This window comes from Streptomyces sp. NPDC047130 (genome assembly GCF_040643475.1).
Taxonomy (GTDB): Bacteria; Actinomycetota; Actinomycetes; order Streptomycetales; family Streptomycetaceae; genus Streptomyces.
The window spans coordinates 168,065-193,574 of the sequence record NZ_JBEYUK010000007.1 but is presented as its reverse complement, the minus strand read 5'-3'; the positions used below and the strand labels follow the sequence as shown (position 1 = coordinate 193,574).

General features: G+C 70.0%; 19 protein-coding genes. 9 read left to right on the top strand and 10 right to left on the bottom strand.

The annotated features are described in order from the left end of the window. Positions 1–43 precede the first annotated feature (43 nt). The 9 genes from dxs to acnA all read right to left on the bottom strand — a co-directional run bounded on the left by dxs (position 44) and on the right by acnA (position 13,738). Positions 44–1,969, bottom strand: a complete 1,926-nt coding sequence (gene dxs, locus ABZ836_RS12675) for a 1-deoxy-D-xylulose-5-phosphate synthase (RefSeq protein ID WP_356129358.1) — start codon at positions 1,967–1,969, stop codon at positions 44–46. Positions 1,970–2,191: 222 nt separating this feature from the next. Further along, a complete protein-coding gene (locus tag ABZ836_RS12670; RefSeq protein ID WP_356129360.1) occupies positions 2,192–3,490 on the bottom strand; it encodes a sugar ABC transporter permease in 1,299 nt (432 codons plus the stop codon). Continuing rightward, positions 3,487–4,278 (bottom strand): ATP-binding cassette domain-containing protein, encoded by a 792-nt coding sequence (locus tag ABZ836_RS12665; protein ID WP_356129362.1) that lies wholly within the window; start codon positions 4,276–4,278, stop codon positions 3,487–3,489. Before ABZ836_RS12665 ends, ABZ836_RS12670 begins: the two co-directional genes overlap by 4 nt. Before the next feature lie 272 nt (positions 4,279–4,550). Next, positions 4,551–5,654 (bottom strand): substrate-binding domain-containing protein, encoded by a 1,104-nt coding sequence (locus ABZ836_RS12660; RefSeq protein WP_356129364.1) that lies wholly within the window; start codon positions 5,652–5,654, stop codon positions 4,551–4,553. Positions 5,655–5,781: 127 nt separating this feature from the next. Then, complete coding sequence (locus ABZ836_RS12655) at positions 5,782–6,984, bottom strand: ROK family transcriptional regulator (RefSeq protein ID WP_356129366.1); 1,203 nt, start codon at positions 6,982–6,984, stop codon at positions 5,782–5,784. A 162-nt stretch (positions 6,985–7,146) separates the two neighbouring features. Beyond that, entirely contained in the window at positions 7,147–8,094 is a 948-nt protein-coding gene (locus ABZ836_RS12650) for a carbohydrate ABC transporter permease (RefSeq protein ID WP_356129368.1), read from the bottom strand. A 5-nt stretch (positions 8,095–8,099) separates the two neighbouring features. After that, positions 8,100–9,026 (bottom strand): sugar ABC transporter permease, encoded by a 927-nt coding sequence (locus ABZ836_RS12645; RefSeq protein ID WP_356129370.1) that lies wholly within the window; start codon positions 9,024–9,026, stop codon positions 8,100–8,102. 99 nt (positions 9,027–9,125) lie between these two features. After that, complete coding sequence (gene ngcE, locus ABZ836_RS12640; RefSeq protein ID WP_356129372.1) at positions 9,126–10,592, bottom strand: N-acetylglucosamine/diacetylchitobiose ABC transporter substrate-binding protein; 1,467 nt, start codon at positions 10,590–10,592, stop codon at positions 9,126–9,128. A 428-nt stretch (positions 10,593–11,020) separates the two neighbouring features. Then, positions 11,021–13,738 (bottom strand): aconitate hydratase AcnA, encoded by a 2,718-nt coding sequence (gene acnA, locus ABZ836_RS12635; protein ID WP_356129374.1) that lies wholly within the window; start codon positions 13,736–13,738, stop codon positions 11,021–11,023. Between the two features lie 303 nt (positions 13,739–14,041). Here acnA and ABZ836_RS12630 point away from each other — a divergent pair, with 303 nt between their 5' ends. The 9 genes from ABZ836_RS12630 to ABZ836_RS12590 all read left to right on the top strand — a co-directional run bounded on the left by ABZ836_RS12630 (position 14,042) and on the right by ABZ836_RS12590 (position 24,110). Beyond that, positions 14,042–14,233 (top strand): DUF4236 domain-containing protein, encoded by a 192-nt coding sequence (locus ABZ836_RS12630; protein WP_356129376.1) that lies wholly within the window; start codon positions 14,042–14,044, stop codon positions 14,231–14,233. A gap of 102 nt (positions 14,234–14,335) precedes the next feature. Then, on the top strand, positions 14,336–15,865 hold the full coding sequence (locus tag ABZ836_RS12625; RefSeq protein ID WP_356129378.1) for a UDP-N-acetylglucosamine 1-carboxyvinyltransferase: 1,530 nt from the start codon (positions 14,336–14,338) through the stop codon (positions 15,863–15,865). A gap of 252 nt (positions 15,866–16,117) precedes the next feature. Further along, positions 16,118–16,858, top strand: a complete 741-nt coding sequence (locus ABZ836_RS12620; RefSeq protein WP_356129380.1) for an IclR family transcriptional regulator — start codon at positions 16,118–16,120, stop codon at positions 16,856–16,858. Between the two features lie 204 nt (positions 16,859–17,062). After that, positions 17,063–19,156, top strand: a complete 2,094-nt coding sequence (locus tag ABZ836_RS12615; protein WP_356129382.1) for a hydantoinase/oxoprolinase family protein — start codon at positions 17,063–17,065, stop codon at positions 19,154–19,156. 14 nt (positions 19,157–19,170) lie between these two features. Beyond that, positions 19,171–20,934 (top strand): hydantoinase B/oxoprolinase family protein, encoded by a 1,764-nt coding sequence (locus ABZ836_RS12610; RefSeq protein WP_361141676.1) that lies wholly within the window; start codon positions 19,171–19,173, stop codon positions 20,932–20,934. A 29-nt stretch (positions 20,935–20,963) separates the two neighbouring features. Then, a complete protein-coding gene (locus ABZ836_RS12605) occupies positions 20,964–21,830 on the top strand; it encodes a hypothetical protein (RefSeq protein WP_356129386.1) in 867 nt (288 codons plus the stop codon). A 13-nt stretch (positions 21,831–21,843) separates the two neighbouring features. Then, positions 21,844–22,170 carry an extradiol ring-cleavage dioxygenase gene (locus tag ABZ836_RS12600; RefSeq protein ID WP_361141674.1) on the top strand — a complete coding sequence of 109 codons (327 nt, stop codon included), beginning with the start codon at positions 21,844–21,846 and terminating at the stop codon, positions 22,168–22,170. Further along, entirely contained in the window at positions 22,167–23,138 is a 972-nt protein-coding gene (locus ABZ836_RS12595; protein ID WP_356129390.1) for an acetamidase/formamidase family protein, read from the top strand. The genes ABZ836_RS12600 and ABZ836_RS12595 overlap by 4 nt, the downstream gene beginning before the upstream one ends. A 69-nt stretch (positions 23,139–23,207) precedes the next feature. Next, a complete protein-coding gene (locus ABZ836_RS12590) occupies positions 23,208–24,110 on the top strand; it encodes an alpha/beta fold hydrolase (protein WP_361141672.1) in 903 nt (300 codons plus the stop codon). A 76-nt stretch (positions 24,111–24,186) separates the two neighbouring features. Here ABZ836_RS12590 and ABZ836_RS12585 read toward each other — a convergent pair whose 3' ends face one another. Beyond that, positions 24,187–25,416, bottom strand: coding sequence for an MFS transporter (locus tag ABZ836_RS12585; RefSeq protein WP_361141670.1), 1,230 nt, complete (start codon positions 25,414–25,416; stop codon positions 24,187–24,189). Positions 25,417–25,510 lie beyond the last annotated feature (94 nt).

Genomic DNA, 25,510 nt, shown 5'->3' with positions numbered 1-25,510 from the left:
AGCCCCGGCAGGCGAGCCTGCCGGGGCCGGGCGGGAGGGGGCGTCAGCTGCGGCGGGAGGCCGCCTTGGCCGGCGCGGGGTCGAAGCCCTCGCGGCCGTCGAGCTGGGAGACCAGCCCGGTGACCTGGCGCGCGACGTCCGGGGCGGTGAGCCCGATCTCGGCGAGGACCTCGGCGCGGGACGCGTGGTCGAGGAACTGCGGCGGGATGCCGAAGTCGCGCAGCGGGACGTCGACGCCCGCGTCGCGCAGCGCCTGGGCGATCGCCGAGCCGACACCGCCGACCCGCGAGTTGTCCTCGACCGTGACGACGACCCGGTGACCGGCGGCCAGCGGGGCCATCCGCTCGTCCACCGGCTTGACCCAGCGCGGGTCGACGACGGTGGTGGAGATGCCCTGCTTCTCCAGCAGGGAGGCGATCTCCAGGCACATCGGGGCGAGCGCGCCCACGGAGACCAGCAGCACGTCGGGCTTGTCGGTGCCCGCCTCGCGCAGCACGTCCATCCCGCCGACGCGGCCCACGGCCGGTACGGCGGGGCCGACGGCGCCCTTGGAGAAGCGGACCACGGTCGGCGCGTCGTCGACCTCGACGGCCTCGCGGAGCTGGGCGCGCACCTGGTCGGCGTCGCGCGGGGCGGCGAGCCGCAGACCGGGGACGACCTGCAGGATCGACATGTCCCACATGCCGTTGTGGGAGGCGCCGTCGGTGCCGGTGACACCGGCGCGGTCCAGCACGAACGTCACGCCGCACCTGTGCAGGGCGACGTCCATCAGCACCTGGTCGAAGGCGCGGTTGAGGAAGGTCGCGTAGACCGCGAAGACCGGGTGCAGCCCGCCGGTGGCGAGGCCGGCCGCGGAGACCGCGCCGTGCTGCTCGGCGATGCCCACGTCGAACACCCGCTCGGGGAACTCCTGGGCGAACTTGTCCAGGCCCACCGGCTGGAGCATCGCGGCGGTGATGGCGACGACGTCCTGGCGCTCCTTGCCGAGCGCGACCATCTCCTCGCCGAAGACCGAGGTCCAGTCGGCCCCGGCGGTGGCGACCGGCAGGCCGGTGTCCGGGTGGATCTTGCCGACGGCGTGGAAACGGTCCGCCTCGTCCTCGAGCGCCGGGCGGTAGCCGCGGCCCTTCTCGGTGAGGCAGTGCACGATGACGGGGCCGTTGAAGCGCTTGGCGCGGGAGAGCGCCGACTCCAGGGCCTCGATGTCGTGGCCGTCGATCGGGCCGACGTACTTCAGGCCGAGGTCCTCGAACATGCCCTGCGGCGCGATGAAGTCCTTCAGGCCCTTCTTCGCGCCGTGCAGCGTGTCGTAGAGGGGGCGGCCGACCACCGGGGTCCGCTCCAGGACCTCCTTGGTCCGGGCGAGGAAGCGCTCGTAGCCGTCGGTGGTGCGCAGGGTGGCCAGGTGGTTGGCGAGGCCGCCGATGGTGGGGGCGTAGGAACGCTCGTTGTCGTTCACCACGATCACCAGCGGGCGGTCCTTGGCGGCCGCGATGTTGTTCAGCGCCTCCCAGGCCATGCCGCCGGTGAGGGCGCCGTCGCCGATGACGGCGACCACGTGGTCGTCCTTCTTCAGGATCTCGTTGGCCTTGGCGAGGCCGTCCGCCCACCCGAGCACCGTGGAGGCGTGCGAGTTCTCGATGACGTCGTGCTCGGACTCGGCCTGCGAGGGGTAGCCGGAGAGGCCGCCCTTCATCTTCAGGCGGGAGAAGTCCTGCCGGCCGGTGAGCAGCTTGTGGACGTAGGACTGGTGACCGGTGTCCCAGAGGATCTTGTCCCTCGGGGACTCGAACACCCGGTGCAGTGCGATGGTGAGCTCCACCACGCCGAGGTTGGGGCCGAGGTGGCCGCCGGTCTTGGAGACGGCGTCGACGAGGAAGGTCCGGATCTCCTCCGCCAGCTGGTCAAGCTGCGCCGGGGTGAGCCGGTCCAGATCGCGCGGTCCCCTGATGCGGGTCAGCAGCGGCACCCGTGCCTCCTTGCAGTAGAGCTGTTGAGCGTTGCGGGGCCTGTCGAGTCTAATGTTCCGCTCCCGCTCCCGCAGGACGGCCCCGTGCGTCCCGAGGTCTGAACGCCCGGACGCGGGCAGCGGTTCCCCGGTGGCCCGCGGCGCCGCCGGGCGCGGCGGCCGGGGAAAACGCCCGGTGCCCGGCATCGCGGGGATGCCGGGCACCGGGTGCGGGTTCGGGCGTTACGCCCGGCCCGCCGCCTTCTGGCTCCGCCGGGAGACGGAGTCGATGACGACCGCGCCGAGCAGGACGGCGCCGGTGATCATGTACTGGATCGAGGCCTCCATGTTCAGCAGGGACAGGCCGGTGCTGATCGACTGGATGACCAGCATGCCCAGCAGGGCCGACCACACGGTGCCCCGGCCGCCGAAGAGGCTGGTGCCGCCGATGACCGCCGCGGCGATCGCCAGCATCAGCGTGTTGCCGCCGCCCGCCATCATGGTGGCACTGGAGGTCTGGCCGGCGAAGAACATGCCGCCGATGGCGGCGAAACCGCCGGCGATGGCGAACACGGTGATGCGGACCAGTTCGACGTTGATGCCCGCGCGGCGGGCCGCCTCGACGCCGCCGCCGACCGCGAAGACCTTGCGGCCGAACGAGGTGCGGCGCAGGACGAAGTCGACGACCACCAGGCAGATCAGGAAGATCACCAGCGCGTTGGGCACGCCCGCGGAGTTGTTGAACACCATCGCCGCGGCGAAGGAGACCACCGCGAGGGCGCCCACGCGGAGGGCGATCTCGCTGGTCGGGCGGAACGGGACGCCGGCCGCGCGGCGGCGGCGCTGGTCCATGACGGAGCCCACCAGCAGGGACAGGACGGCGAGGCCGGCCAGCAGGTAGGCGCCGACGATGTCCTGGTCGAGCAGGAAGGAGTTCTTGCCCAGCAGGCGCACCGGGCCCTCGTCGGAGGGGATGTTGATGGTGCCGCTGGAGCCGAGCAGCCACAGCATCAGGCCGTTCCAGCCGAGGAAGCCGGCCAGGGTGACGACGAAGGCGGGCACGCCTATCTTGGCGAAGAACCAGCCGTGCAGCGCGCCGATGGCGACACCGGTGACGATGGTGAGCAGGAGCGCCAGCCAGGCGTCCATGCCGTTCCTGACCACGACCACCGCGAAGACGGCGGAGGCCAGGCCGCTGACCGAGCCGACGGAGAGGTCGATCTCGCCGAGCAGCAGCACGAACACCAGGCCGATGGCCAGCATGCCGGTGGCGGCCATGTAGTAGCCGATGTTCGACAGGTTGTCCGCGCTGAGGAAGCGGTCGTTGTTCAGCTGGAAGATCGTCGCGATGACGATCAGGCCGACGACGACCGGGATGGAGCCCAGCTCACCGCCCTTGACCTTGCGCTTGAACTCGGTGATGTAGCCCTTGAAGCCCTCTTCGCGCACCAGCAGGCGGGGGTCCACGGCGGGCGTGGCCACCGCGGCGGCGGTCGGGTCCTCGGCGGGGGCCGGGGAAGGGGTCTTGGTCGTGTCGCTCACTTGGCCGCCTCCGTGGTGCGACGCCCCGCGCGACGGGTCACGGCGTTGTCCGTGGCGCCCGTGATGGCGGCGATGATCTCTTCGTGGCTGGTGTCCTTCACCGGGAAGGTGCCGTTGTTCTTGCCCAGGCGCAGCACGGCGACGGTGTCCGCCACCGCCTTGACGTCGGCCATGTTGTGGCTGATGAGGATGACGCCGAGGCCGCGCTCGCGCAGCCGCTCGACCAGGTCGAGGACCTGGGCGGTCTGCTCGACGCCGAGGGCGGCGGTGGGCTCGTCCAGGATGACGATCTTGGGGTCGCCGATCAGGGCGCGCGCGATGGCGACGACCTGGCGCTGACCGCCGGAGAGTCCGGCGATCGGGATGCGGACGCTGGGGATGCGGATGGACAGCGTGCTGAGCAGCTCGCGGGCCTTCTGCTCCATGGTGACCTCGTCGAGGACGCCGCGACGGCGCAGCTCCCGGCCGAGGTACAGGTTGCCGACGACGTCCAGGTTGTCGCACAGGGCGAGGTCCTGGTAGACGGTCGCGACGCCGAGCTCCTGGGCGTCGTGGGGCTTGCTGATCGAGACCGGCCGGCCCTCCCACTCGACGACGCCTTCGTCGATGGGGTGGACGCCGGCGATCGCCTTGACCAGCGTGGACTTTCCGGCGCCGTTGTCGCCGACGAGCGCGACGACCTCTCCGGCGTGGACCTCCAGGTTGACGTCGGTGAGGGCCTGGACCGCACCGAATCGCTTGGAGGCTCCGCGCAACGCCAGCACGGGCGTAGCGGACACGTGAATCATCTCCTTCGCCGCCTGACCGGCGGGGATGCCGCGTTCTGGGACAGGACGCGGAGGGTGTGCGAACGCACGAGGATGTTTCGGGGGGGATGGTGCCCGCGGGGGCGGGCGGGAGGTCCCGTGACCGGCCGCTGCCCCGTGCCGTCCCCGGCGGGGACGGGACGGGGCAAGGGCCGGGCGGGGGCGGCGGGATCCGCGGGTCGGGCGGGTCCCGCCGCCGTGGCCGGACTCCCCGTGGGGGGTCCGGCCGGAGCCGTCGACCGGCCCGGGTCGCCTTACTTGAGGCCGGCCTTCTCGCAGGCCTCGGCGAACTCGCCGGCGCAGATCTCGTCGATCGTGTACAGGCCGTCCTTGACGACGGTGTCCTGGATGTTCTTCTGGGTCACCGACACCGGGGTCAGCAGCTGGGCGGGCACCTTGTTGCCGGAGCCGCTGGTGACCTCCTGCGTGGCGAGGGACTTGACGTCCTTGCCCTCGAGCAGGCTCACGGCGAGCTCGGCGGCGGCCTCGGCCTGCGGCTTGAACGCCTTGTAGACGGTGGCGTACTGGCTGCCGGCGACGATGCGCTGGATGGCGGCGAGTTCGGCGTCCTGGCCGGTCAGCGGGATGTCGCCCAGCTTCTCGCCCTTGAGGACGTTGGCGATGCCACCGGCCATGCCGTCGTTGGCGGAGTAGACGCCGGCGATGTTCTTCTTGCCGAGCTGGGTGATCGCGGCGGACATCTTCTCCGCGGCGACGGTGTCCTTCCACAGACCGGTCTGCTCGTAGGCGATGTCGACCTTGCCGTCGAGGGCCTTGTGCGCGCCCTCCTTGAACTGGGCGGCGTTCGGGTCGGCGTCGTCGCCGTTGATCATGACGATCTTCGACTTCTTGGTGGCCTTGTCGCCGAGGCCCTCGAGGAGCGCCTCGCCCTGGAGCTGGCCGACCTTGACGTTGTCGAAGGAGACGTACGCGGAGACCGGGCCCTGGGCCAGGCGGTCGTACGCGATGACCTTGACGCCCTTGGCCTCGGCCTCCTCGACGGAGGACTTGATGGCCGCGGAGTCCTGGGCGCTGACCACGATCACCTTGACGCCCTTGGTGATCATGTCGCTGACCTGCTGGGCCTGCTTGTTGGGGTCGGCACCCGCGTTCGCGTACTCGACGGTGCAGTCGGAGCAGAGCTCCTTGACCTTGTCCTCGAAGTACGGCTTGTCGAACTTCTCGTAACGAGCGGTGACAGTGTCGGGCAGCAGCAGGCCGATGGACTTGCCGCCCTTGTCGCCGGAGCCGGAGCCGCCCTTGTCCTCGTTCTCCCCCGCCTTGCCACAGGCGGCCACGGACAGAGCCATCGAGACAGCTGCAGCGCCGACCACGACGCTACGAATCTTGGCGTTCATTAGAGGAGTGCCTCCCTGACGCGGCCGCACCGTCGCGGCCGAGGTAAGTGACCGAAGTCAACTCGAAATTCAGGTTTGACGTCAAGAAGTGAATACTTAACGGTCTGGCAACATCGCCTTGTGTTCTCTAGGTGAACGAGTTGGCGACGGAGCGTAGCGGCGTACCCCCCAGCAGGGCGGCGTCCCCGACCTCGTTCAGGGCCAGGGCGAGCGCCCCCAGCACCTCGGCCCGGCCACCCAACCCGCCCGGCTCGACGGACAGTTGACGTGCGGCGCTCGGGATGGCGTACCGGCTCACGGACTCCCGGATCGGGCCCAGCATCAGTTCGCCGGCCTCGGCGAGGTCGCCGCCGATGACGATGCGGCCGGGGTTGAGCAGGTTGCAGAGGTTCGCCACGCCGCTGCCGACGTGCCGCCCGATGTCGCCGATCATCCGCCGGCACCCGGGGTCGCCCTCCTTGGCCAGGCGCACCATGGCCTCCATGGTGAGGTCCGGTCCGTGGGTGGGCCGCAGCAGCGGCAGCACGTAGCGGGCCGCGGTGAAGGTCTCCAGGCAGCCGCGGTTGCCGCAGCGGCACACCGGGCCGGACTCGTCGAGCGTGATGTGCCCGATCTCCCCGGCGGTGCCGCCGGGGCCGCGGTAGATCTTGCCGTCGATGACCAGTCCGGCGCCGACGCCGCTGGCCACCTTGATGTACGCGAGGTCCTTGACCCCGCGGCCGCTGCCCCAGGTCAGCTCGCCCAGGGCGCCGAGGTTGGCATCGTTGTCGACATGGACGGGGACGCCCAGCCTGGCCTGCAGCTCCTCGGCGGGGCGGGTGCCCCGCCAGCCGGGCAGGATGGCCGTGGAGCCGAGGGTGCCGGACTCCAGGTCGATCGGGCCGGGCACGCCCAGGCCGACGCCGGCGATCTTGGCCCGGTCGGCGCCGACGCCGTCGATCAGGCGGCGCACCAGCTGCTCGGCGCGGTCGAAGCCCTGGTCGGCGGAGACGTCGACGTCCAGCGGTTCGGTCTCCTCGGCCAGCACCTGGTGGGCGAGGTTGCCCAGCGCCACCCGCAGGTGGGTGTGGCCGAAGTCCACGCCCACCACGATCCCGGCGTCCCCGCTGAGCGACACCGACCGCGCGCGGCGACCGCCGGCCGAGGTGGGGGTCACCTCGACCATCCCGGCGTCCTTCAGTTCCCGGACGATGTTCGACACGGTGGCCGCCGACAGTCCGGTGGTCCGGGCGATCTCCGCCTGGGTCAGCGAGCCGGCGAGACGTACCGCTCTGACCACTCTCTCCAGGTTTGCCCGGTGCAGGGACGACTGCGACCCTGGAGTCTCCACGACGACCTCCCGCACGGGGCCGCTCCGGTGAGACCCCGCCTTGTCCAACTAGTGAAGTCCAAGCTGACCGGTTTCCCGACCGTTGCGTCAAGAGGTGGAACCGGATCGTTGAACGGGAGGCGAACCCAAAGGGGCCATATGGGGTCGGGGCGGGGCCGGGTCCTACTTCAGGGCCCCCGCGGTGAGGCCCTGCACGACCTGGCGCTGGAAGACGATGTACGCGCCGAGCACCGGCAGCATGGCCAGCACCAGGCCGGCGAAGAGTCCGGACCAGTCGCTGCGGTACCCGGCGGTCGCCGTCATCTGCACCAGGCCCTGGGTGAGGACCTTCCGCTCCGGGTCGGTGTTGAGCACCGTCGGCAGCATGTACTGGTTCCACTGGCCGAGGAAGTTGAAGATCCCGACGCTGATCAGTCCCGGCTTGGCCATCGGCAGCATCACCTGGAAGAAGGTCCGGGTGTGCGAGGCGCCGTCGACGAAGGCGGCCTCGGCGATGGAGGTGGGCAGCGTGCGGAAGAAGGCCGTGAGGAAGAAGACGGTGAACGGCAGCGAGTAGGCGATGTAGACCAGGATCAGTCCGTGCGTGGTGTTCAGCAGGCCGATGTTGTTGACCACGTAGAACAGCGGCACCAGGGCGAGCATCACCGGGAAGCTCATCCCGCCGACGAACAGGAAGTAGACGAAGCGGTTGCCCGGGAACTCGAACCGGGCCAGGACGTACGCCGCCATGGACCCCAGCACCAGCGTGCCGATGAGCGAACCGCCCACGACGACCACGGTGTTGAAGAAGTAGTCGCCGATCTGCGCCTCGGTCCAGGCCCGGGCGAAGTTCTCGAAGTGCAGGCGGTCCGGCAGCGACCAGGGCGAGGAGAAGATGGCCCGGTTGTCCTTGAAGGAGGTCATCACCGCCCACAGCAGCGGCAGGGTGACCATGATCGCCCAGATCACCAGCACGCCGTGCGAGAACACGTTGAGGACCTTGCCGTCCCCCTGCCCGCGGCGGCGCGCGGGGCGTTCCGGACGGTCCGAGGCGTCGGTGGTCAGCAGCGCGGGGCCGGGAGGGCCGCTCAGGACGGCGTCGTCGCCGGGCGGCGGGGTGTTGGTCTTCATCTCTCTCAGAACTCCAGCCGCTCGCGGCGTCCCAGTCGCGTCACGAGGGCGGCGAACGCCAGCGTGACGACGAGCAGGGCGACGCCGATGGTGGTCGCGTAGGCCGCCTGACCGTCACGGAACGCCTTCTGGTAGACGTACAGCACCATGACGGTGGTCGAGTAGTCGGGACCGCCGGGGCCGACCGTCATGATCTGCACCACGGCGAACGACTCGGCGCCCAGGGCGAGGATGCCCATGTACACCCAGCCGGACTGCACGGTGTCCCAGAGCAGCGGCAGGGTCACCTTGAAGAAGGTGGTGAACCTGCTGGCGCCGTCCAGCAGCGCGGCCTCGTACAGCTCGGCGGGGATGGAGGCCATGCCGGCCGAGAACAGCACCACGAAGAAGCCGACCGTGGCCCAGACGACGACGGCCATCACGCACCACAGCGCCAGGTCCGGGTCGCCCAGCCACAGCGGCTGCACCGCGCCCAGGCCGATCGCGTCGAGCGCCGAGTTGATCGCGCCGCTGTTCGGGTTGTAGATGAACTGGAAGAGCAGGGCGACGATCACGATCGACAGCACCTGCGGGAAGAAGTACAGGATCTTGTACGCGGCCGACCCCCGGACACCGGTGATCGCCGGACCACCGCGCCGCTTGCGCCCGCCGACGTTGACCATGAAGGCCAGGAACAGCGCCAGGCCGATGGTCACCAGCGGCACCAGCACCGCGAAGAGCACGCTGTGCCAGAGCGACTTCCAGAAGATGTCGTCCTCGAGCATCCGCGTGTAGTTGTCGAGCCCCACCAGCGAGAACTCCGGGCTCAGCCCGGACCAGTTGGTGAACGAGTAGAAGATCGACTGGACGAACGGCCAGATCACGAAGATGGCGTACAACGCCAGGGGGGCCGTCAGGAACCCCACGATGAACCGGTACTTACCGTGCTGCATCCGCTGGTGACCCGATCTGTGCGGCGGTGGGTGCGACGGTGGTCGGCTCCGCCGGGTGCGGCCCGCCCCGGAAGGACGGGCCGCACCCGGCGGGCGGACTCACGCGTGCTTGTAGTGCTTGATGGAGTCGTCCTTGGCCGCCTCGTCGGCGAAGCCCTGGATCTTCTTGATCGCCTCGGCCGGGGTGATCCGGCCCGCCATCATCTCGCCGATGCCGGCCGTGCCGATCTTCTCCTTCTGGAGGGCGACGTACCAGTCCTGGATGCGCGGGTTGAGGATGTTGTCGCCCGCCTTCTCCAGCGCGGCCACGCCCGACTCGAGGCCGGGGGTGAGCTCGATGCCGTCGGTGCCGCCGTTGAGCGCGGACAGCGACTTCACCTTGGAGGTGAAGTTCTTCGACGACTCCTCGCTGAGCATGATGCGCAACTGCTCCATGCCGCCGGCCGGGTTCTTCGCCTTCGCCGGGACGATGAAGGGCTCGGCGCCGGACGCCCACAGGGTGCCGAAGGGCATCTTGTCGGAGCTGTCCAGGCCGGACGGGGCTCCTATCGACACCCCGAAGTCGGCCGGGATGTCCGCCGCCGACTCGTTCTCGACCCAGGAGCCGTTGGGGATGAACAGGGCCTTGCCCTGGCCCCAGGCGGCCTGCGACTGGGTGTGCGAGAGGCCCGGGGTGCCCTTGAGGATGTACCCCTTCCTGTAGAGCTCGTAGTACGCCTCGAAGCAGGCCTTGACGGCCGGGTCCTTCCAGGCGTTGGGCTCCAGGTTGTCGATGGCCTTGAGCACGTCCGCGCCGCCGACCTTGCCGATCATCGCGTAGAGCGAGAAGGGGATGTAGTACGGGTACTGACCGGGGTAGGTCCAGCCCGCGATGCCCTTCTTCTTCGCCTTCGCGCAGACGGCGAGCATGTCGTCCCAGGTCTCCGGGTACTCCACCTCGAGCTCCTCGAGGGCCTTCCTGGAGTACCAGACGCCGTAGGTGGTGTACGCGTAGTACATGATCCACACGGGGTTGCCGTCGAACTGGCCCATCTCGACGATGCCCGGGCGCAGGGTGTCCCGCACCTTCTTGGCCGGGTCGTCGTAGGACGGGGCGTCCAGCAGCGGGGTGAGGTCGGTGAGCTGCTTCTGGCCGACCAGGACGCCCATGTCCATCTGCTCGGCGCCGGAGTTGTCGATCAGGTCCGGCGGGGTGCCGCCGTTGAAGCGGGGCTGCAGCGTGGACTGGATCTTCTGGGTGGCCGTGAAGGTCACCTTGGACTTCGGGAAGTTCTTCTCGTAGATCTTGACGGCGTCCTCGCCGTACTCCTTGCCGAAGCCTCCGTTGAAGAGGACGAACTCCATCGGCGCGCTGTCGCTGACGCCGAGCGGGTTCTTCGCCGTCTTCGACCCCTGGGCGGGCCGGTCGGTGTCGTCCCCGCCGCCGCTGGCGCAGGCGGAGAGGAAGCCCGTGGCCGGCACGGCGGCCAGGCCGAGCGCGGCGGACCGCTTGATCAGGTCACGGCGTCCGACGCCGTCGACCGCGCCGCTCTTGTTGTTCTCGGCATCGGCGGAAGTGGATCCCATGCGCAAGTCCTCGCCTTCTCCAGGACTCAGGCGGTGAACCGGATCCTCCCCGGCACCGCGGTCGGTCTAGCTGGGTCGTGCAGGGGTGGTGCGGTGGTGCGGTGGTGCGGTGGTGCGGTGGTGCGAGAAACACATACAGCGTCAGGAGCCCGGCGGGGGCGGAACGGTGGCGCCTCGGTGTGTTGCCGCCGCCCCTCCCCCGTCCGGGATCCGGACGATTGAGCGACAGGTATAGTCCACTCGCCGCGCGTGGACAAGATCGTGCGCAGGGTTCGCGACGGGTCTTTTCCTAGTTGAGACCTCCGGGAAACCCCCCGGCACCACCACCCCCACCCCTCGCCGAACCCCCGCGGAAACGCACGACGGCCGGGTCGGCCGTCCCCAGGGGGGAAGGCGCGACCCGGCCGTCGGGCGGGGTGACCGCGTGACTACTTGCGGATCAGGTTCCGCAGCACGTACTGCATGATGCCGCCGTTGCGGTAGTAGTCCGCCTCACCGGGCGTGTCGATGCGGACGACCGCGTCGAACTCGACACCCGTGTCGGTGGTGACCTTGACCGTACGCGGCGTGGTGCCCTCGTTCAGCTCGGTCACGCCGGTGAAGGAGAAGGACTCCTCGCCGGTGAGGCCGAGGGTGGCCGCGGACTGGCCCTCCGGGAACTGCAGCGGCAGGACGCCCATGCCGATGAGGTTCGAGCGGTGGATGCGCTCGTACGACTCGGCGATGACGGCCTTGACGCCCAGGAGCGCGGTGCCCTTGGCCGCCCAGTCGCGGGACGAGCCGGAGCCGTACTCCTTGCCGGCCAGGACGACCAGCGGGATGCCGGCGGCCTGGTAGTTCTGCGAGGCGTCGTAGATGAAGGCGACCGGGCCGCCCTCCTGGGTGAAGTCGCGGGTGTAGCCGCCCTCGGTGCCCGGCGCGATCTGGTTGCGCAGGCGGATGTTGGCGAACGTGCCGCGGATCATGACCTCGTGGTTGCCTCGGCGGGAGCCGTAGGAGTTGAAGTCACGACGCTCCACACCGTGCTCGGTGAGGTACTTGCCGGCCGGGGTGTCGGCCTTGATGGCGCCGGCCGGGGAGATGTGGTCGGTGGTGACCGAGTCGCCCAGCTTGGCCAGGACACGCGCGCCGGTGATGTCCTCGACCGGCGTGGTCTCCATGGTCATGCCCTCGAAGTACGGGGGCTTGCGCACGTAGGTGGACTCGGCGTCCCACTCGAAGGTGTCGCCGGTGGGGATGGGGAGCGCCTGCCACTGGGCGTCGCCCGCGAAGACGTCCTGGTAGGACTTGGAGAACATGTCCTCGCCGATGGCGGAGGCGACGACCTCGTTGACCTCGGCCTCGGAGGGCCAGATGTCCTTGAGGAAGACCGGGTTGCCGTCCTGGTCGGCGCCCAGGGCCTCCTTGGTGATGTCCACCTTCATGGAGCCGGCGATGGCGTACGCGACGACCAGCGGCGGGGACGCCAGGTAGTTCATCTTGACGTCGGGGTTGATCCGGCCCTCGAAGTTGCGGTTGCCGGAGAGCACCGAGGTGACCGCGAGGTCGTGCTCGTTGACCGCCTGGGAGACCTCGTCCGGCAGCGGGCCGGAGTTGCCGATGCAGGTGGTGCAGCCGTAGCCGACCAGGTTGAAGCCGACCTTGTCGAGGTAGGGGGTCAGGCCCGCCTTGTCGAAGTAGTCGGTGACGACCTTGGAGCCCGGGGCGAGGGTGGTCTTGACCCACGGCTTGCGGGTCAGGCCCTTCTCGACCGCCTTCTTGGCCACCAGCGCGGCGGCGACCATGACGTACGGGTTCGAGGTGTTGGTGCAGGAGGTGATCGCGGCGACGGTCACGGCGCCGTGGTCCAGCTCGTAGGTCGAGCCGTCGGGGGCGGTGACGGTGACCGGCTTGGACGGCATGCCGTCCGGGATGGTCGACGGGGCGTCGGAACCCGGGAAGGACTCCTTGCTCGCCTCCATCTCGTCGTTGACGTAGTTGAGGACGTCCGACGCGAACTGCTCGGCGGCGTTGGCCAGGACGATGCGGTCCTGCGGGCGCTTCGGGCCGGCGATCGACGGGACGACGGTGGACAGGTCCAGCTCGAGCTTCTCGGAGAAGTCCGGCTCGGCGGACGGGTCCAGCCAGAGGCCCTGCTCCTTGGCGTACGCCTCGACCAGCGCGACCTGCTGCTCGCTGCGGCCGGTGAGCTTGAGGTAGTTCAGCGTCTCGTCGTCGATCGGGAAGATCGCGGCGGTGGAGCCGAACTCCGGCGACATGTTGCCGATGGTGGCGCGGTTGGCCAGCGAGGTGGCGGCGACGCCCTCGCCGTAGAACTCGACGAACTTGCCGACGACGCCGTGCTTGCGCAGCATCTCGGTGATGGTGAGCACCAGGTCGGTGGCGGTGGTGCCGGGCTGCAGCTCGCCGGTCAGCTTGAAGCCGACGACGCGCGGGATCAGCATGGAGACCGGCTGGCCGAGCATGGCGGCCTCGGCCTCGATGCCGCCGACGCCCCAGCCGAGGACGCCGAGGCCGTTGACCATGGTGGTGTGCGAGTCGGTGCCGACCAGGGTGTCGGGGTAGGCCTGGCCGCCGCGGACCATGACCGTGCGGGCCAGGTGCTCGATGTTCACCTGGTGGACGATGCCGGTGCCCGGCGGGACGACCTTGAACTCGTCGAACGCGGTCTGGCCCCAGCGCAGGAACTGGTAGCGCTCGCGGTTGCGGCCGTACTCCAGCTCGACGTTCTGCGAGAACGCCTCGTGGGTGCCGAACTTGTCGGCGATGACCGAGTGGTCGATGACCAGCTCGGCCGGGGCCAGCGGGTTGATCTTCGACGGGTCGCCGCCGAGCTCCTTCACGGCCTCACGCATGGTGGCGAGGTCCACGACACAGGGCACGCCGGTGAAGTCCTGCATGATCACGCGGGCCGGCGTGAACTGGATCTCCTGCGAGGGCTGCGCCTGCGAGTCCCAGTTGCCGAGCGCACGGATGTGGTCGGCGGTGATGTTCGCACCGTCCTCGGTGCGCAGCAGGTTCTCCAGCAGGACCTTGAGGCTGTACGGCAGGCGGGCCGAGCCCTCCACCTTGTCCAGCCGGAAGATCTCGTACGACTCGTCGCCCACCTGCAGCGTGCTGCGGGCGTCGAAGCTGTTCGCCGACACGACAGTCTCCTTCATTTATGTGCGCGTACCACCGCGCCGCCTGGTGCCGCCACACCGGTTTGGCGATCCGCCACGCGCAAGGCTAAGTTAGGTAAGCCTTACTAGAGCGGCAGCAGCGGCGTTCCTCCGACAGATATCTCGATGTCGAGATAACTCTAGTACATAGGGTCGGCACGGTCATGCCCCGGCCCCGGTCGGCATGCGCCGCCACGGTTCCGGGAGCCATGCGAGCCCCGCCACCGGGTATCCGCTCGGAGACGAGTCCAAAAGGCGCACCGCCGGACCTGGAGAGAGGATCGAACCGTGCCGCTCACCTTCCGCAAGAGTTTCCGCATATTCCCGGGCGTCCGTCTCAACATCAACAAGAAGTCCTGGTCGCTGACCTTCGGCAACGGGACGGGCCCGCGCCACACCTACAGCTCGACCGGCCGCCGCACCACCTCCATGGACCTGCCCGGCCCGTTCGGCTACCGGCACACCACCCGGCGCCGCTGAGGTCCGGGCGCCACCAAGGTCGGGGCGCCGTCGTCACCCGGACGGCCCTGCGACCCCCACCCCCGACATGCGTCATCTCATATCTGAGATAGCCTCAGTCACATGGCAGACGACTATCTCGTACGCATCGGCCGTCTCATCCGTGACGCGCGACAGCATCGTGGCTGGTCACAGGCGCAGTTGGCAGAAGCCCTGGGGACCAGCCAGAGCGCGATCAACCGGGTGGAGCGCGGCAACCAGAACATCAGCCTTGAGATGATCGCCCGCATCGGCGAGGCACTCGACAGCGAGATCGTCTCCCTCGGCTACGCGGGCCCGATGCACCTGCGGGTGGTCGGCGGGCGCCGGCTCTCCGGCTCCATCGACGTCAAGACCAGCAAGAACGCCTGCGTGGCGCTGCTGTGCGCCTCGCTCCTCAACAAGGGCCGCACCACCCTGCGACGGGTGGCCCGGATCGAGGAGGTCTACCGCCTGCTGGAGGTTCTCAACTCCATCGGCGTACGGACCCGCTGGATCAACGACGGCGTGGACCTGGAGATCGTGCCGCCCGCCGAGCTCGACATGGCGTCGATCGACGCGGACGCGGCCCGCCGCACCCGCTCGATCATCATGTTCCTCGGCCCGCTGCTGCACCGCCTGGGAGAGTTCAAGCTGCCGTACGCCGGCGGCTGCGACCTCGGCACCCGCACGATCGAGCCGCACATGATCGCGCTGCGCCGCTTCGGCCTGGACATCGCCGCGACCGAGGGCCTGTACCACGCCCAGGTGGACCGCACGATCACCCCGGGCCGCCCGATCGTGCTGACCGAGCGCGGCGACACGGTGACCGAGAACGCGCTGCTGGCCGCCGCCCGCCACGACGGCGTCACGGTCATCCGCAACGCCTCGTCGAACTACATGGTCCAGGACCTCTGCTTCTTCCTGGAGGCGCTGGGCGTCAAGGTCGAGGGCATCGGCACCACCACCCTCACGGTGCACGGCATGCCGGAGATCGACGTGGACGTCGACTACTCCCCCTCCGAGGACCCGGTCGAGGCGATGAGCCTGCTGGCCGCCGCGGTGGTCACGGAGTCGGAGCTGACCGTCAAGCGGGTGCCGATCGAGTTCCTGGAGATCGAGCTGGCCGTCCTCGAGGAGATGGGCCTCGACCACGACCGCTCCCCCGAGTACAGCGCCGACAACGGCCGCACCCGCCTGGTGGACCTCACCGTCCGGCCCTCCAAGCTGGAGGCGCCGATCGACAAGATCCACCCGATGCCGTTCCCCGGCCTGAACATCGACAACGTGCCGTTCTTCGCCGCCATCGCGGCCTCGGCGCAGGGCCAGACCCTGATCCACGACTGGGTCTACGACAACCGGGCCATCTACCTCACCGACCTCAACCGCCTCGGCGGCCGCCTCCAGCTCCTCGACCCGCACCGGGTCCTGGTCGACGGCCCCACCCGCTGGCGCGCGGCCGAGATGATGTGCCCGCCGGCGCTGCGTCCGGCCGTGGTCGTGCTGCTGGCGATGATGGCCGCGGAGGGCACGTCGGTGCTGCGCAACGTCTACGTCATCAACCGCGGCTACGAGGACCTCGCCGCCCGCCTCAACTCGGTGGGCGCGCAGATCGAGATCTTCCGCGACATTTGATACGGCGATGCCGCCGCACCCACTCCCACCTGCGGTTACACGCATCGCAGAGGGGTGCGGCGGCATCTGCGGGGGTTCTCCGGAGCTGTGGGTCCGCAGCTCCTCGCCGGCCTGGTCGGCGGTATCGGCCCGCGATGACGGCGCGCCGCCGGGAGCATCTCGTGCCGTCTCCCGGTGGCCCGGCGAGCAGGTGCCCGTCACCGGGGGGAGGCACCCCCCTATCCTGTCGCTCATGTGGGCAAGGGCTGCGGAATGATCGACGGGCTCGAGCGGGCCGTGCGGATCCTGGACCTCTTCTCCTCCGACGCTCCCGAGCGGACGGTCAGCGAGGTGTGCCGCGCGCTCGACCTCCCCAAGACGACGACCTGGGACCACATGCAGTCCATGGTCGCGCTCGGCCTGCTGCGCCGCACGGGGCGCGGCCGCTACCGGCTCGGCTGGCGCGCCTTCCAACTGGGCCTGCGCGCCCGGATGACCTCGGAGATCTCCGAGCCTGCCTGGGTGGAGATGCGGGCCCTGGTCGCCGCCCACCACCAGACCGTGCAGCTGTCGTCACGTCATCACACCGAGGTCGTCTACCTGGAGAAGCTCGCGCCCCACGACGGGGTGCGGGTCAACGCGACCCGGGTCGGCGAACGCCTGCCGGCGCATTGCACGGCGCCCGGCAAGATGCTGCTGGCCTACCTCTCCCCCCGCGAACTGCGCGACATCTACGGCCACGACGCGCTGACCTCTCTCACGGATCATTCCCTCACCACGCTCCCGGCGCTGGAGGCGGAGCTGTCCATGGTGCGCGAACGCGGGTACGCCCTGGACGCCGAGGAGGCGGTCGAGGGCGTTTGCTGTGTCGCGGCGCCGGTCAGCAACAGGTACGGCGACGTCACGTGGGCGCTGAGCATGAGCTTCGTCGCGCACCGGCTGTCCTCGCACGGGGACACGTACGCCCGCGCCGTGGTCGAGGCGGCTCGGCGGCTCTCCGAGCGCGCGCCGTGACCCGGGCCGCCCTGTTCGGCTGAGCCGAACAGTTCGTTGTCGGTACATGTACGAGGTACTACGGTCCAGGAAACACCGCACCTTCCTGTAAATCTCGAAATTCGGTTCGCACCGGCCGCGCCATTCACGCATTCCAATGTTGCGTCGATGTGCCGCACCCCCCTCCTGCGCGCCCTTTCGGTTCACAGCAATGGAGTTTCCTCGATGACGAAGGCAAGTAACAAGGCTAGTCGGCGGATCGGAATCGATATCGGTGGCACATTCACCGATCTCTTCGTTGTCGAAGGGAATGGCGAGTCCCGGATCTACAAGTCCCCGACCACCCCGCACGACCCGTCCGTCGGACTGCTGAACGGCCTGGCCAAGGCCGCCGACAGCTTCGGGGAGTCGCTGGAGGACTTCCTCGGCGCGGTGTCCACGATCGTGCACGGCACGACGATCGCCACCAACGCCGTGCTGACGCACCAAGGAGCGAAGACCGGCTTCGTCACGACGCACGGCTTCCGCGACCTGCTGAACATGCGCCGCGGCATCCGCGAGCGACAGAACGACTCCAAGTACGCGCCGCCGCTCCCCCTCGTCCCCCGGGAACTCGTCGCCACGGTCCGCGAACGCGTCGACGTGTCCGGCAACGAGATCGTGGCGCTCAACGAGGAGGACGTGCGCGCTGCGGCACGGCATTTCCGTGAGCAGGGCGTCGAGGCGGTCGCCGTCTCCTATCTGTGGTCCTTCGTGGACGCCGCTCACGAGCAGCGCACCGCGGAAATCCTGCGCGAGGAACTCCCCGGCGTATTCATCACGATATCCAGCGACGTGGTGCCCCAGATTCGCGCCTACGAAAGGCACAGCACCACGGTGCTGAACGCCTTCGTCGGACCCAAACTGCAGAACTACCTGGCGAACATCGAACGGCAGCTGGCGGACCGGGGCTTTTCGGGGACGCTGCTCATCGTCCAGTCGAACGGCGGTGTGATGTCGCCGGAGATCGCCAGCAGGTCGGCGGTCAACGCGCTCATGTCGGGACCGGCGGCGGCACCCGGCGCGGCCCTCCAGTACGCCCGTCGGCACGGCGCCGAGGACGTCATCGCCGTCGACATGGGAGGCACCAGCTTCGACGTCGCCCTGGTGCGCGGTGGGGAGTCACTGCTCACGGGCGACAGCGAGATCGCCGGCTACCGGGTGGCCCTTCCCATGCTGGACATCCACACCGTGGGCGCCGGCGGTGGTTCGCTGGTGTGGGTGGACTCGGGGGGCATCCTCCGGGTCGGCCCGCAGAGCGCCACCGCCAATCCGGGGCCCGCCTGCTACGGCCGCGGCGGCGAGAACCCCACCACCACCGACGCCGACCTCCTCATGGGCTACCTGAACCCGGACATGTTCGGGGACGGCGCCTTCACCCTGGACGTCGAGGCGTCGCGCAGGGCCGTGGAGGAGAAGGTGGCGAAGCCGCTCGGCCTCTCGGTCACCGAGGCGGTCGAGGGCATCTACCGCGTGGTGAACGCGACCATGGCCGAGGCCGTGAGTGCCGTGTCGGTCAAGCGCGGTGTCGACCCCCGCGAGTTCACCGTCGTGGTCGCGGGCGGCGCGGGGCCGATCCACGCCGTGCCGATCGCTCAGGAACTGGGCATCAACCGCATCGTCGTGCCGCGCGAGTCGTCGGTGTTCTGTGCGGTCGGCACCCTCCTGACCGATCTCAAGCACCTGTACGCGCGCACCTTCGTCTCCGACATGGACACGTTGGACCTGGACCGGGTCGGCAAGCTGTACCGCGAGATGCGGGACGAGGCCGTCGAGACGCTGCGCTCGGAGAACGTCGCGGACGACGCGATCGACCTGGTCTTCAGCGCCGACGTGCGCTACATCGGCCAGTTCACCGAGATCGAGGTCCCCGTGGCCTTCGACGGCGAGCTCACCCAGGAGTCGCTGAAGCAGCTGGTCGGCGACTTCGAGGCGAAGCACGAGGCACTCAACGGGTACGCCATGCCGGGCGAGCCCACCGAACTCATCAACGTACGTCTCACCTCGCTCGGCCGCACGGCCAAGCCCGCCCTCGCCGACGAACCCTCGGCGGGCACGGACCCGAGCCCCGCCCGCAAGGGCGCCCGTGACGCGATCTTCTCCGGCCGCACCGTCCGCACCGACGTCTACGACGGCCTCGCCCTGCGCCGCGACAACCGCGTCGTCGGCCCCGCGATCATCGAGCAGCCCACGACCACCGTCGTCCTCGTCGAGGGCTACGTCATGACGGTGGACGCGCAGGGCAACTACGTCATCGAACCGGCGAACCAGCCGGCCTGAAGGGAATCGAGCAGATGACACAGCAGACGACCACGACGCAGTCCACGGCCGATCCCATCCTCGTCGCCGTGATCGGCAGCGCCCTGGACGGCATCACCGGCGAGATGGGGCAGACGATGCTGCGTACCTCGCGGTCGCCCATCTTCGTCGAGGCCCGGGACTTCGCCACCTCCCTCTTCAGCGCCGACTGCCGGTTGCTCGCCCAGACCCACTACATCCCGGTCATCGGCGGGGCGACGCCGTTCGCCCTGCGCGCCATCGCCGAGTTCTTCGGCGACGACGTGCACGACGGCGACATCTTCATCCACAACGACCCGTTCAACGGGGGCTCGCACCTGCCCGACATCACCATCGCCCGGCCGGTCTTCTGGGAGGGCGAACTCGTCTTCTGGGCCACGACCAAGGGGCACAACGCCGATGTCGGCGGTGGCGGCGTCGTCGGGTTCAACCCCGCGGCGCGCGACGTCCAGGAGGAGGGCATCGTGATCCCACCGACCCGCGTCGTCGCGAAGGGCGAGCCGCGGCGGGACGCCTGGGAGCTGATCCTCTCCAACGTGCGGATGCGCGCCCTGGTGGAGAGCGTGCTGAACTGCCAGATCGGCGCCACCGCCATCGGTGAACGGCGCCTCAAGGGCCTCTTGGCGAAGTACGGTGCCCGGACCATCGGCGCCGCCACCGACGAACTGCTGAGGGCGAGCGCACGCCAGGTCCGCGCCGAGATCGCGGCGATTCCCGACGGCGAGTACAGCGCCGACGCGCTGCTCGACAACGACGGCATCGACAGGGACCGCTCCTACCGGGTCGCCCTGACGATCAGGGTCGAGGGCGAGCACCTCACCTTCGACTTCAGCGAGAGCGACGAGCAGGCCAAGGGCTTCATCAACAGCACGATCGCCAACACGGTCTCCTCCGCCCACCTGGCCCTCTTCGGGTGCATCGACCCGGACATCCGCTACAACGACGGTGCGATCGAGCCGATCGACGTGATCGCGCCGGCCGGCTCGCTCACCCACCCGCACGCCCCCGCGCCCGTCGCCGCCTGTACCGTCCCGACCTGCGAGGCCATCGCCTCGGCGGTCTGGGTGGCCCTCTCCCAGGCCGTGCCCAGCCGCGCGCACGCCGGCTGGGCCCGCTGGTGCACGCCCGCCACGATGGGCGTGAACCCGCGCACCGGACGCCACTTCGGCGATCTCCACTTCCTGGGCAAGGGCGGCAGCGGGGCCACCGAGGGCTTCGACGGCTGGGACCACCTCTCCCCGTCGAACACCCTGGGCGGACTGCGCGCCCCGGACCCCGAGCTGCACGAACTGGACACCCCGTACCTGCTGGAGGAACTCGAGTACCTCCCCGACAGCGCGGGCGGCGGTCGGTGGCGCGGTGGTCTGGGCGTGCGCTACCGGTGGCGCGTCCTGGCCGACGGCATCGCCTGCGCCACGTACGGCAGCGGCTTCATGCCCGAGACGGCTCCCGTGGGTCTCCTCGGCGGACGGCCCGGCATCGTCCAGCGCCTGATCCTGACGCGCGCCGGAGCCGAGCCCGTCGAGATGGACTCCAACTCCTTCTACACCCTCGACGAGGGCGACGTCGTCGAGGTGATCGCGAGCGGTGGCGGCGGGTTCGGAGATCCGCGGCTGCGCCCCGTCGAACTGGTGCTGCGCGACGTCCGCGAGGGCGTCGTCTCGATCGACGCGGCCCGCACCGTCTACGGCGTCTCCATCGACACGGACACCCTCGGCGTCCGCGAGGACGAGACCCGCGAGCTGCGCGCCACCGCCTGACCCCCGGCCCGACGAAGGAAGACTCACCAATGGCCCACATCAGCCTCGCCGTGGCGGCGAGCCACGCCCCCGGCCTGATCGGCATGTTCGACCAGGCGCCCGAAGCGTCACAGCGGATGGTCACCTCCGCCTACGGTTCCCTGGCCCGGCAGATCCGCGAGACCGAACTCGACGTGATCCTCATGGTGGCCAACGACCACATGGCCAACAACCGCATCCGCACGTACCCGGACTTCATCGTCGGCATGGCGCCCGAACACCGCGGTCCGGCCGAGTTCTTCAAGGACTGGCTGGGATGCGGGGAGTACCGGATACCGGGGCGCCCCGACATCGCGGAGAAGATCCTCAACGGCCTCAACCGGCGCGGCGTTCCGGTGTCGGCGACCCGCGACAACCTCAACTTCGACGACAACATCTCGGTGCCCGTGGTCAGGACCGGCATCGAGGCGAGCGGCGTCCCGATCGTGCCCCTCCTCCAGAACGTCACGGTCCCGCCCTTCCCCGACCAGCACCGCTGCTACGAGATCGGACGGCAGCTCGCCGATCTCATCGAGCACGACCTGCCGTCCGATCTGCGCGTCGGGCTCTTCGCCACCGGCGGCATGAGCCACGAGCCCGGCGGCGTACGGGACTTCTGGATCGACGAGGAGTTCGACAACTGGTTCCTCGGTCTGCTCGCCGACGGCGACCACGAGAAGGTGCTGGCGGAAGTAACCCTGGAGCGGCTGGACCAGGCCGGAACCGGCGGCACCGGGGAGCTGCTGAGCTGGATCCTCGTCATGGGCGCGATCGGCGAGCGGCGCTGCGACGTCCTCGGCTACACCGCCTGGGACAAGTGGCGTTGCGGCATCGGCGCCGTCAGCTGGGACATGACGTCGGCGCCGGCCGGGCGCTGAGAAGGGGAGCACCATGAGTCTGGAAGGCATCAACAGGGCCCTGGTCTCGCACGACCTGGTGCAGGACCTGAAATGGAACGCCGGCCTTCGCGAGGAGTTCGCCGAGGACGAGGCGGCCGTGCTGGACCGCTACGAGCTGACCGGGGCCGAGCGCACCGCCATCGAGGAGCGGGACTTCCGCACCCTGTACGACCTGGGGTTCCACCCCTACCTCGGGGCTCAGTTCGCCAGGATCCTGTTCGCCAACAACAAGTCCGGTGCTACCGGCGCCGTGCAGCACCTGCTGGCCTCGATCCGTCGGGAACCGCTGCCGGGCGACGCCGAAGCGGGTGGCGCGTGACGCGGGAGAACGCCCCGTCGACGGCCGGGGGAGGTCGTGTCCACGACCTCCCCGCCGGTCCCGGGACCGTCCGGGTCGGGGTGATCGACCCGGGCGCGCCGCCGGTGCTCTCGATCGACCCCGGCGACGAGGTCACCTTGTCGACCTGGGGCCACTGGGGCAACCGCGTCACCCCGGACACGGTCATGGAGGACTTCCCGGCCCTTCGGGCGGCCTTCCCCGACGCCCTGGGGCCGCACTCGATCACCGGCCCCATCCAGGTGCGCGGAGCCCGTCCCGGCGACGCGCTGGTGGTGGACGTGCTGGCGCTGACACCCGCGGCCCACGGGTTCAACCTGGTCGTGGCCGAACCCCGGGGCCGGGGCGTCCTGCGGGACCGGTTCCCCGAGGGCACGATCCGCCACTTCGCGCTGGACCGGGCCACGATGACCACCACGCTCGGCGGCAAGGTGCGCGTGCCCCTCAAGCCGTTCCTGGGCATCATGGGCGTCGCCCCGGCCGAGGACGGTCCCCGCAGCACGGTGGAACCCGGCTGCTTCGGCGGCAACATGGACCTCTCCGCCCTGGTCGTGGGCGCACGCCTGAAGCTCCCCGTCTTCCGGGAGGGCGCCGGCTTCTACTGCGGTGACGGCCACGCGGTCCAAGGCGACGGCGAGGTGAACCAGACCGCCGTCGAGACCGGCATGGACCACGTCCGGTTGCGGTTCACGCTGGAGCGAGGGGCGCGGCTGCGCACTCCCCGGGCCGAGACGGAGACCCACTTCGTCTCCACCGGTTTCGGGAAGAACCTCGAGGACGCCGCTCATGACGCGGTGGACGACCTCGTGAACTGGCTGACCGAGGAGGGACTGAGCCCGGACGAGGCGTACAGCCTCTGCTCCATCGCCGCGGACGTCCGCGTGACCCAGATGGTGAACCACGTCGTGGGCGTGCACGCCGTCATCGAGAAGCTCACCCGCCGGCCGTGACCGGTGCCCCGGTCGTCGCGGGTCGTCAGGCGCGGACACCACGGGGGAAGGAACGAGAAAGGAATGCCGATGACCACCGTCGAGATCCCGGAGTACCGGACCGACGCCTTCTTCGGTCTCCAGGACAAGTGGTTGCCCACCGCCGACGGTGAGCTCACCCACTACCACGAGATCGGTGAGGGAACCCCGCTCCTCTTCCTGCACGGCTCGGGCACCGGGGTCACCGCCGCCGCGAACTGGTGGCTGAACCTGCCGCACCTCGCGCGGCACGGCCGTTGCGTCGCCATCGACTCCGTCGGCTACGGGCAGACCGTCGTGGCACCGGGCACCGAGTACGGAATCCGGGAATGGGGACGGCACGCGCTCCGCGTCCTCGACGCGCTGGGCATCGACAGGACCTGGATCATCGGCAACTCGATCGGCGGCTGGGTGGCCCTGCAGCTCGCCATCGACGCGCCCGAACGCATCCTGGGCATCGTCTCGATGGGCACGGGAGGCGCGAAGAGGACCGCGGCGTTGGCGGGCCACGCCAAGCCCGAACTGTCCCCGGCCGGCATCCGTCGCACGCTCGAGCAGTTCGTCGTGGACAAGGAGTTGGTCACCGACCAACTCGTGGACCTGCGCTACCGGGCGGCCTTGAACGACAGCGCGTCGAGCCGGCTGGAGGAGGTCGTGGCGGCCCGCGACCGGGACCGGGACGCGTTGCCGCTCGACCTCGGCGCCCTGGCGGAACTGGACATCCCTCTGCTGCTGATCCACGGAATGCAGGACGTGGTCATCCCGGTCTCACGGACCTGGGAACTCCTGCACACCATCCCGCACGCCGACGCGCACCTCTTCAGCCGGTGCGGCCACTGGTCACAGGTGGAACGCGCCGAGGAGTTCAACGAGGTCGTGGGCCAATACCTGCGCAGGCACCGGAGCGGGCACATCCGAGCGAGCCCTTCCGGGCGTGGGGCCGGCCCTCGGTGAGGCCCGACCGCCCGGGCACCGCCACCGCGCGGACCCCCGATGTCGTACGGACCGGCGTTCGCCACGCGGGTGGTGGTCAGGGCGTCGCGGCGGTGCTCCGGCCGGCGTCGGCCGGAGCGGGGGCGACAGTTGCCGTCCGGACCGCGCGCCGGCGGTCCGGGCGGGCGAGGGAGAGCAGCAGGGCGGCTCCCGCGAGCGCCGCGCCGGCCGCCGCCACCGACGGCAGCGGGTGACCGTCGGCCAGCAGCAGGCCGCCGAGCCAGCTGCCGAGCGCGATGCCGACGCAGAAGGCGGAGTTGTTGACGGTCAGGGCCATGGTGGGTGAGGACGCCCCCGCGGCGGCCACGATGCTGGAGTTGAGGGCCGGGATGGAGGCGAAGTACGCGGCCCCCAGCAGGCAGAACAGACCCGCCACGGCCCACCGGTCACCCGGCGGGAGGGCCAGGAGCAGCAGACCCGCCGCCGCCGTGCCCAGGGTCACGGGGACGGCCGCGTACGGCAGACGGTCCGCCGCACGGCCGCCGACCGTGTTGCCGACGATGCCTCCCAGGCCGAAGAGGAGGAGCAGGACGGTGACGGTCCGCGGCGCGAAGCCCACGGTCTGCGTGAGGTAGGGCGAGGCGTACGTGTAGAGGGTGAACACCCCCGCGGTGCCCAGGGTGATCACCAGGGCGACGAGCAGCACCGGCCACGGCAGGGCGGGCGTCCGCCGGCCGGGGCCGGCCGCCTCCGGCCGGCGGGGGGTCGCCGCTGGGGCCTCGGGGACGGTGCACCGCATCAGCAGCAGGGTGGCGGCCAGGCTCGACGCGGCGAGGGCCCAGAAGGTGGAGCGCCAGCCGTGGGCGTCCCCGATCAGGGTGCCGACGGGGACGCCGGCCACGCTGGACAGGCCGATGCCGAGCGTGACCTTGGCCCCCCAGGCGGCCCGGCGGTCCGCGGGCGCCATCTCCCGGGCCGCGGCCACGAAGGCCGCGATGAGGGTGGAGTGGGCCAGCGCGCTCACCACCCGGCCCGCCGTCAGCCAGCCGAATCCGGGAGCGAGTGCCGCCTGCACGTTGCCGAGGACGAACACGCCCATGAGGGCGGGCATCAGGACGGCCCGGCGGAGCCGGAGCCGGATCGTCGCCGCGGTGACGAGCGGCCCGGCGAGGACGACCGTGAGGGCGTACACGCTGATGAGCGTGCCGACGGCGGTGAAGGAGACACCGACGTCCCGCGCGATGGAGGGCAGGATGCCGGCGATGACGCTCTCGGCGGTGCCGATGCAGAAGGTGCAGGCCATCATCGCGAAGACGGGGAGCGGCATGGCGGACGGTCTCCTTCGTGGTCGCCCCGGCGGTTTCCCGGCGGGGTCCCCGGCGGTTTCCCCCGGCGAGGTCCCCGGCGGGGTCCCCGCCGGG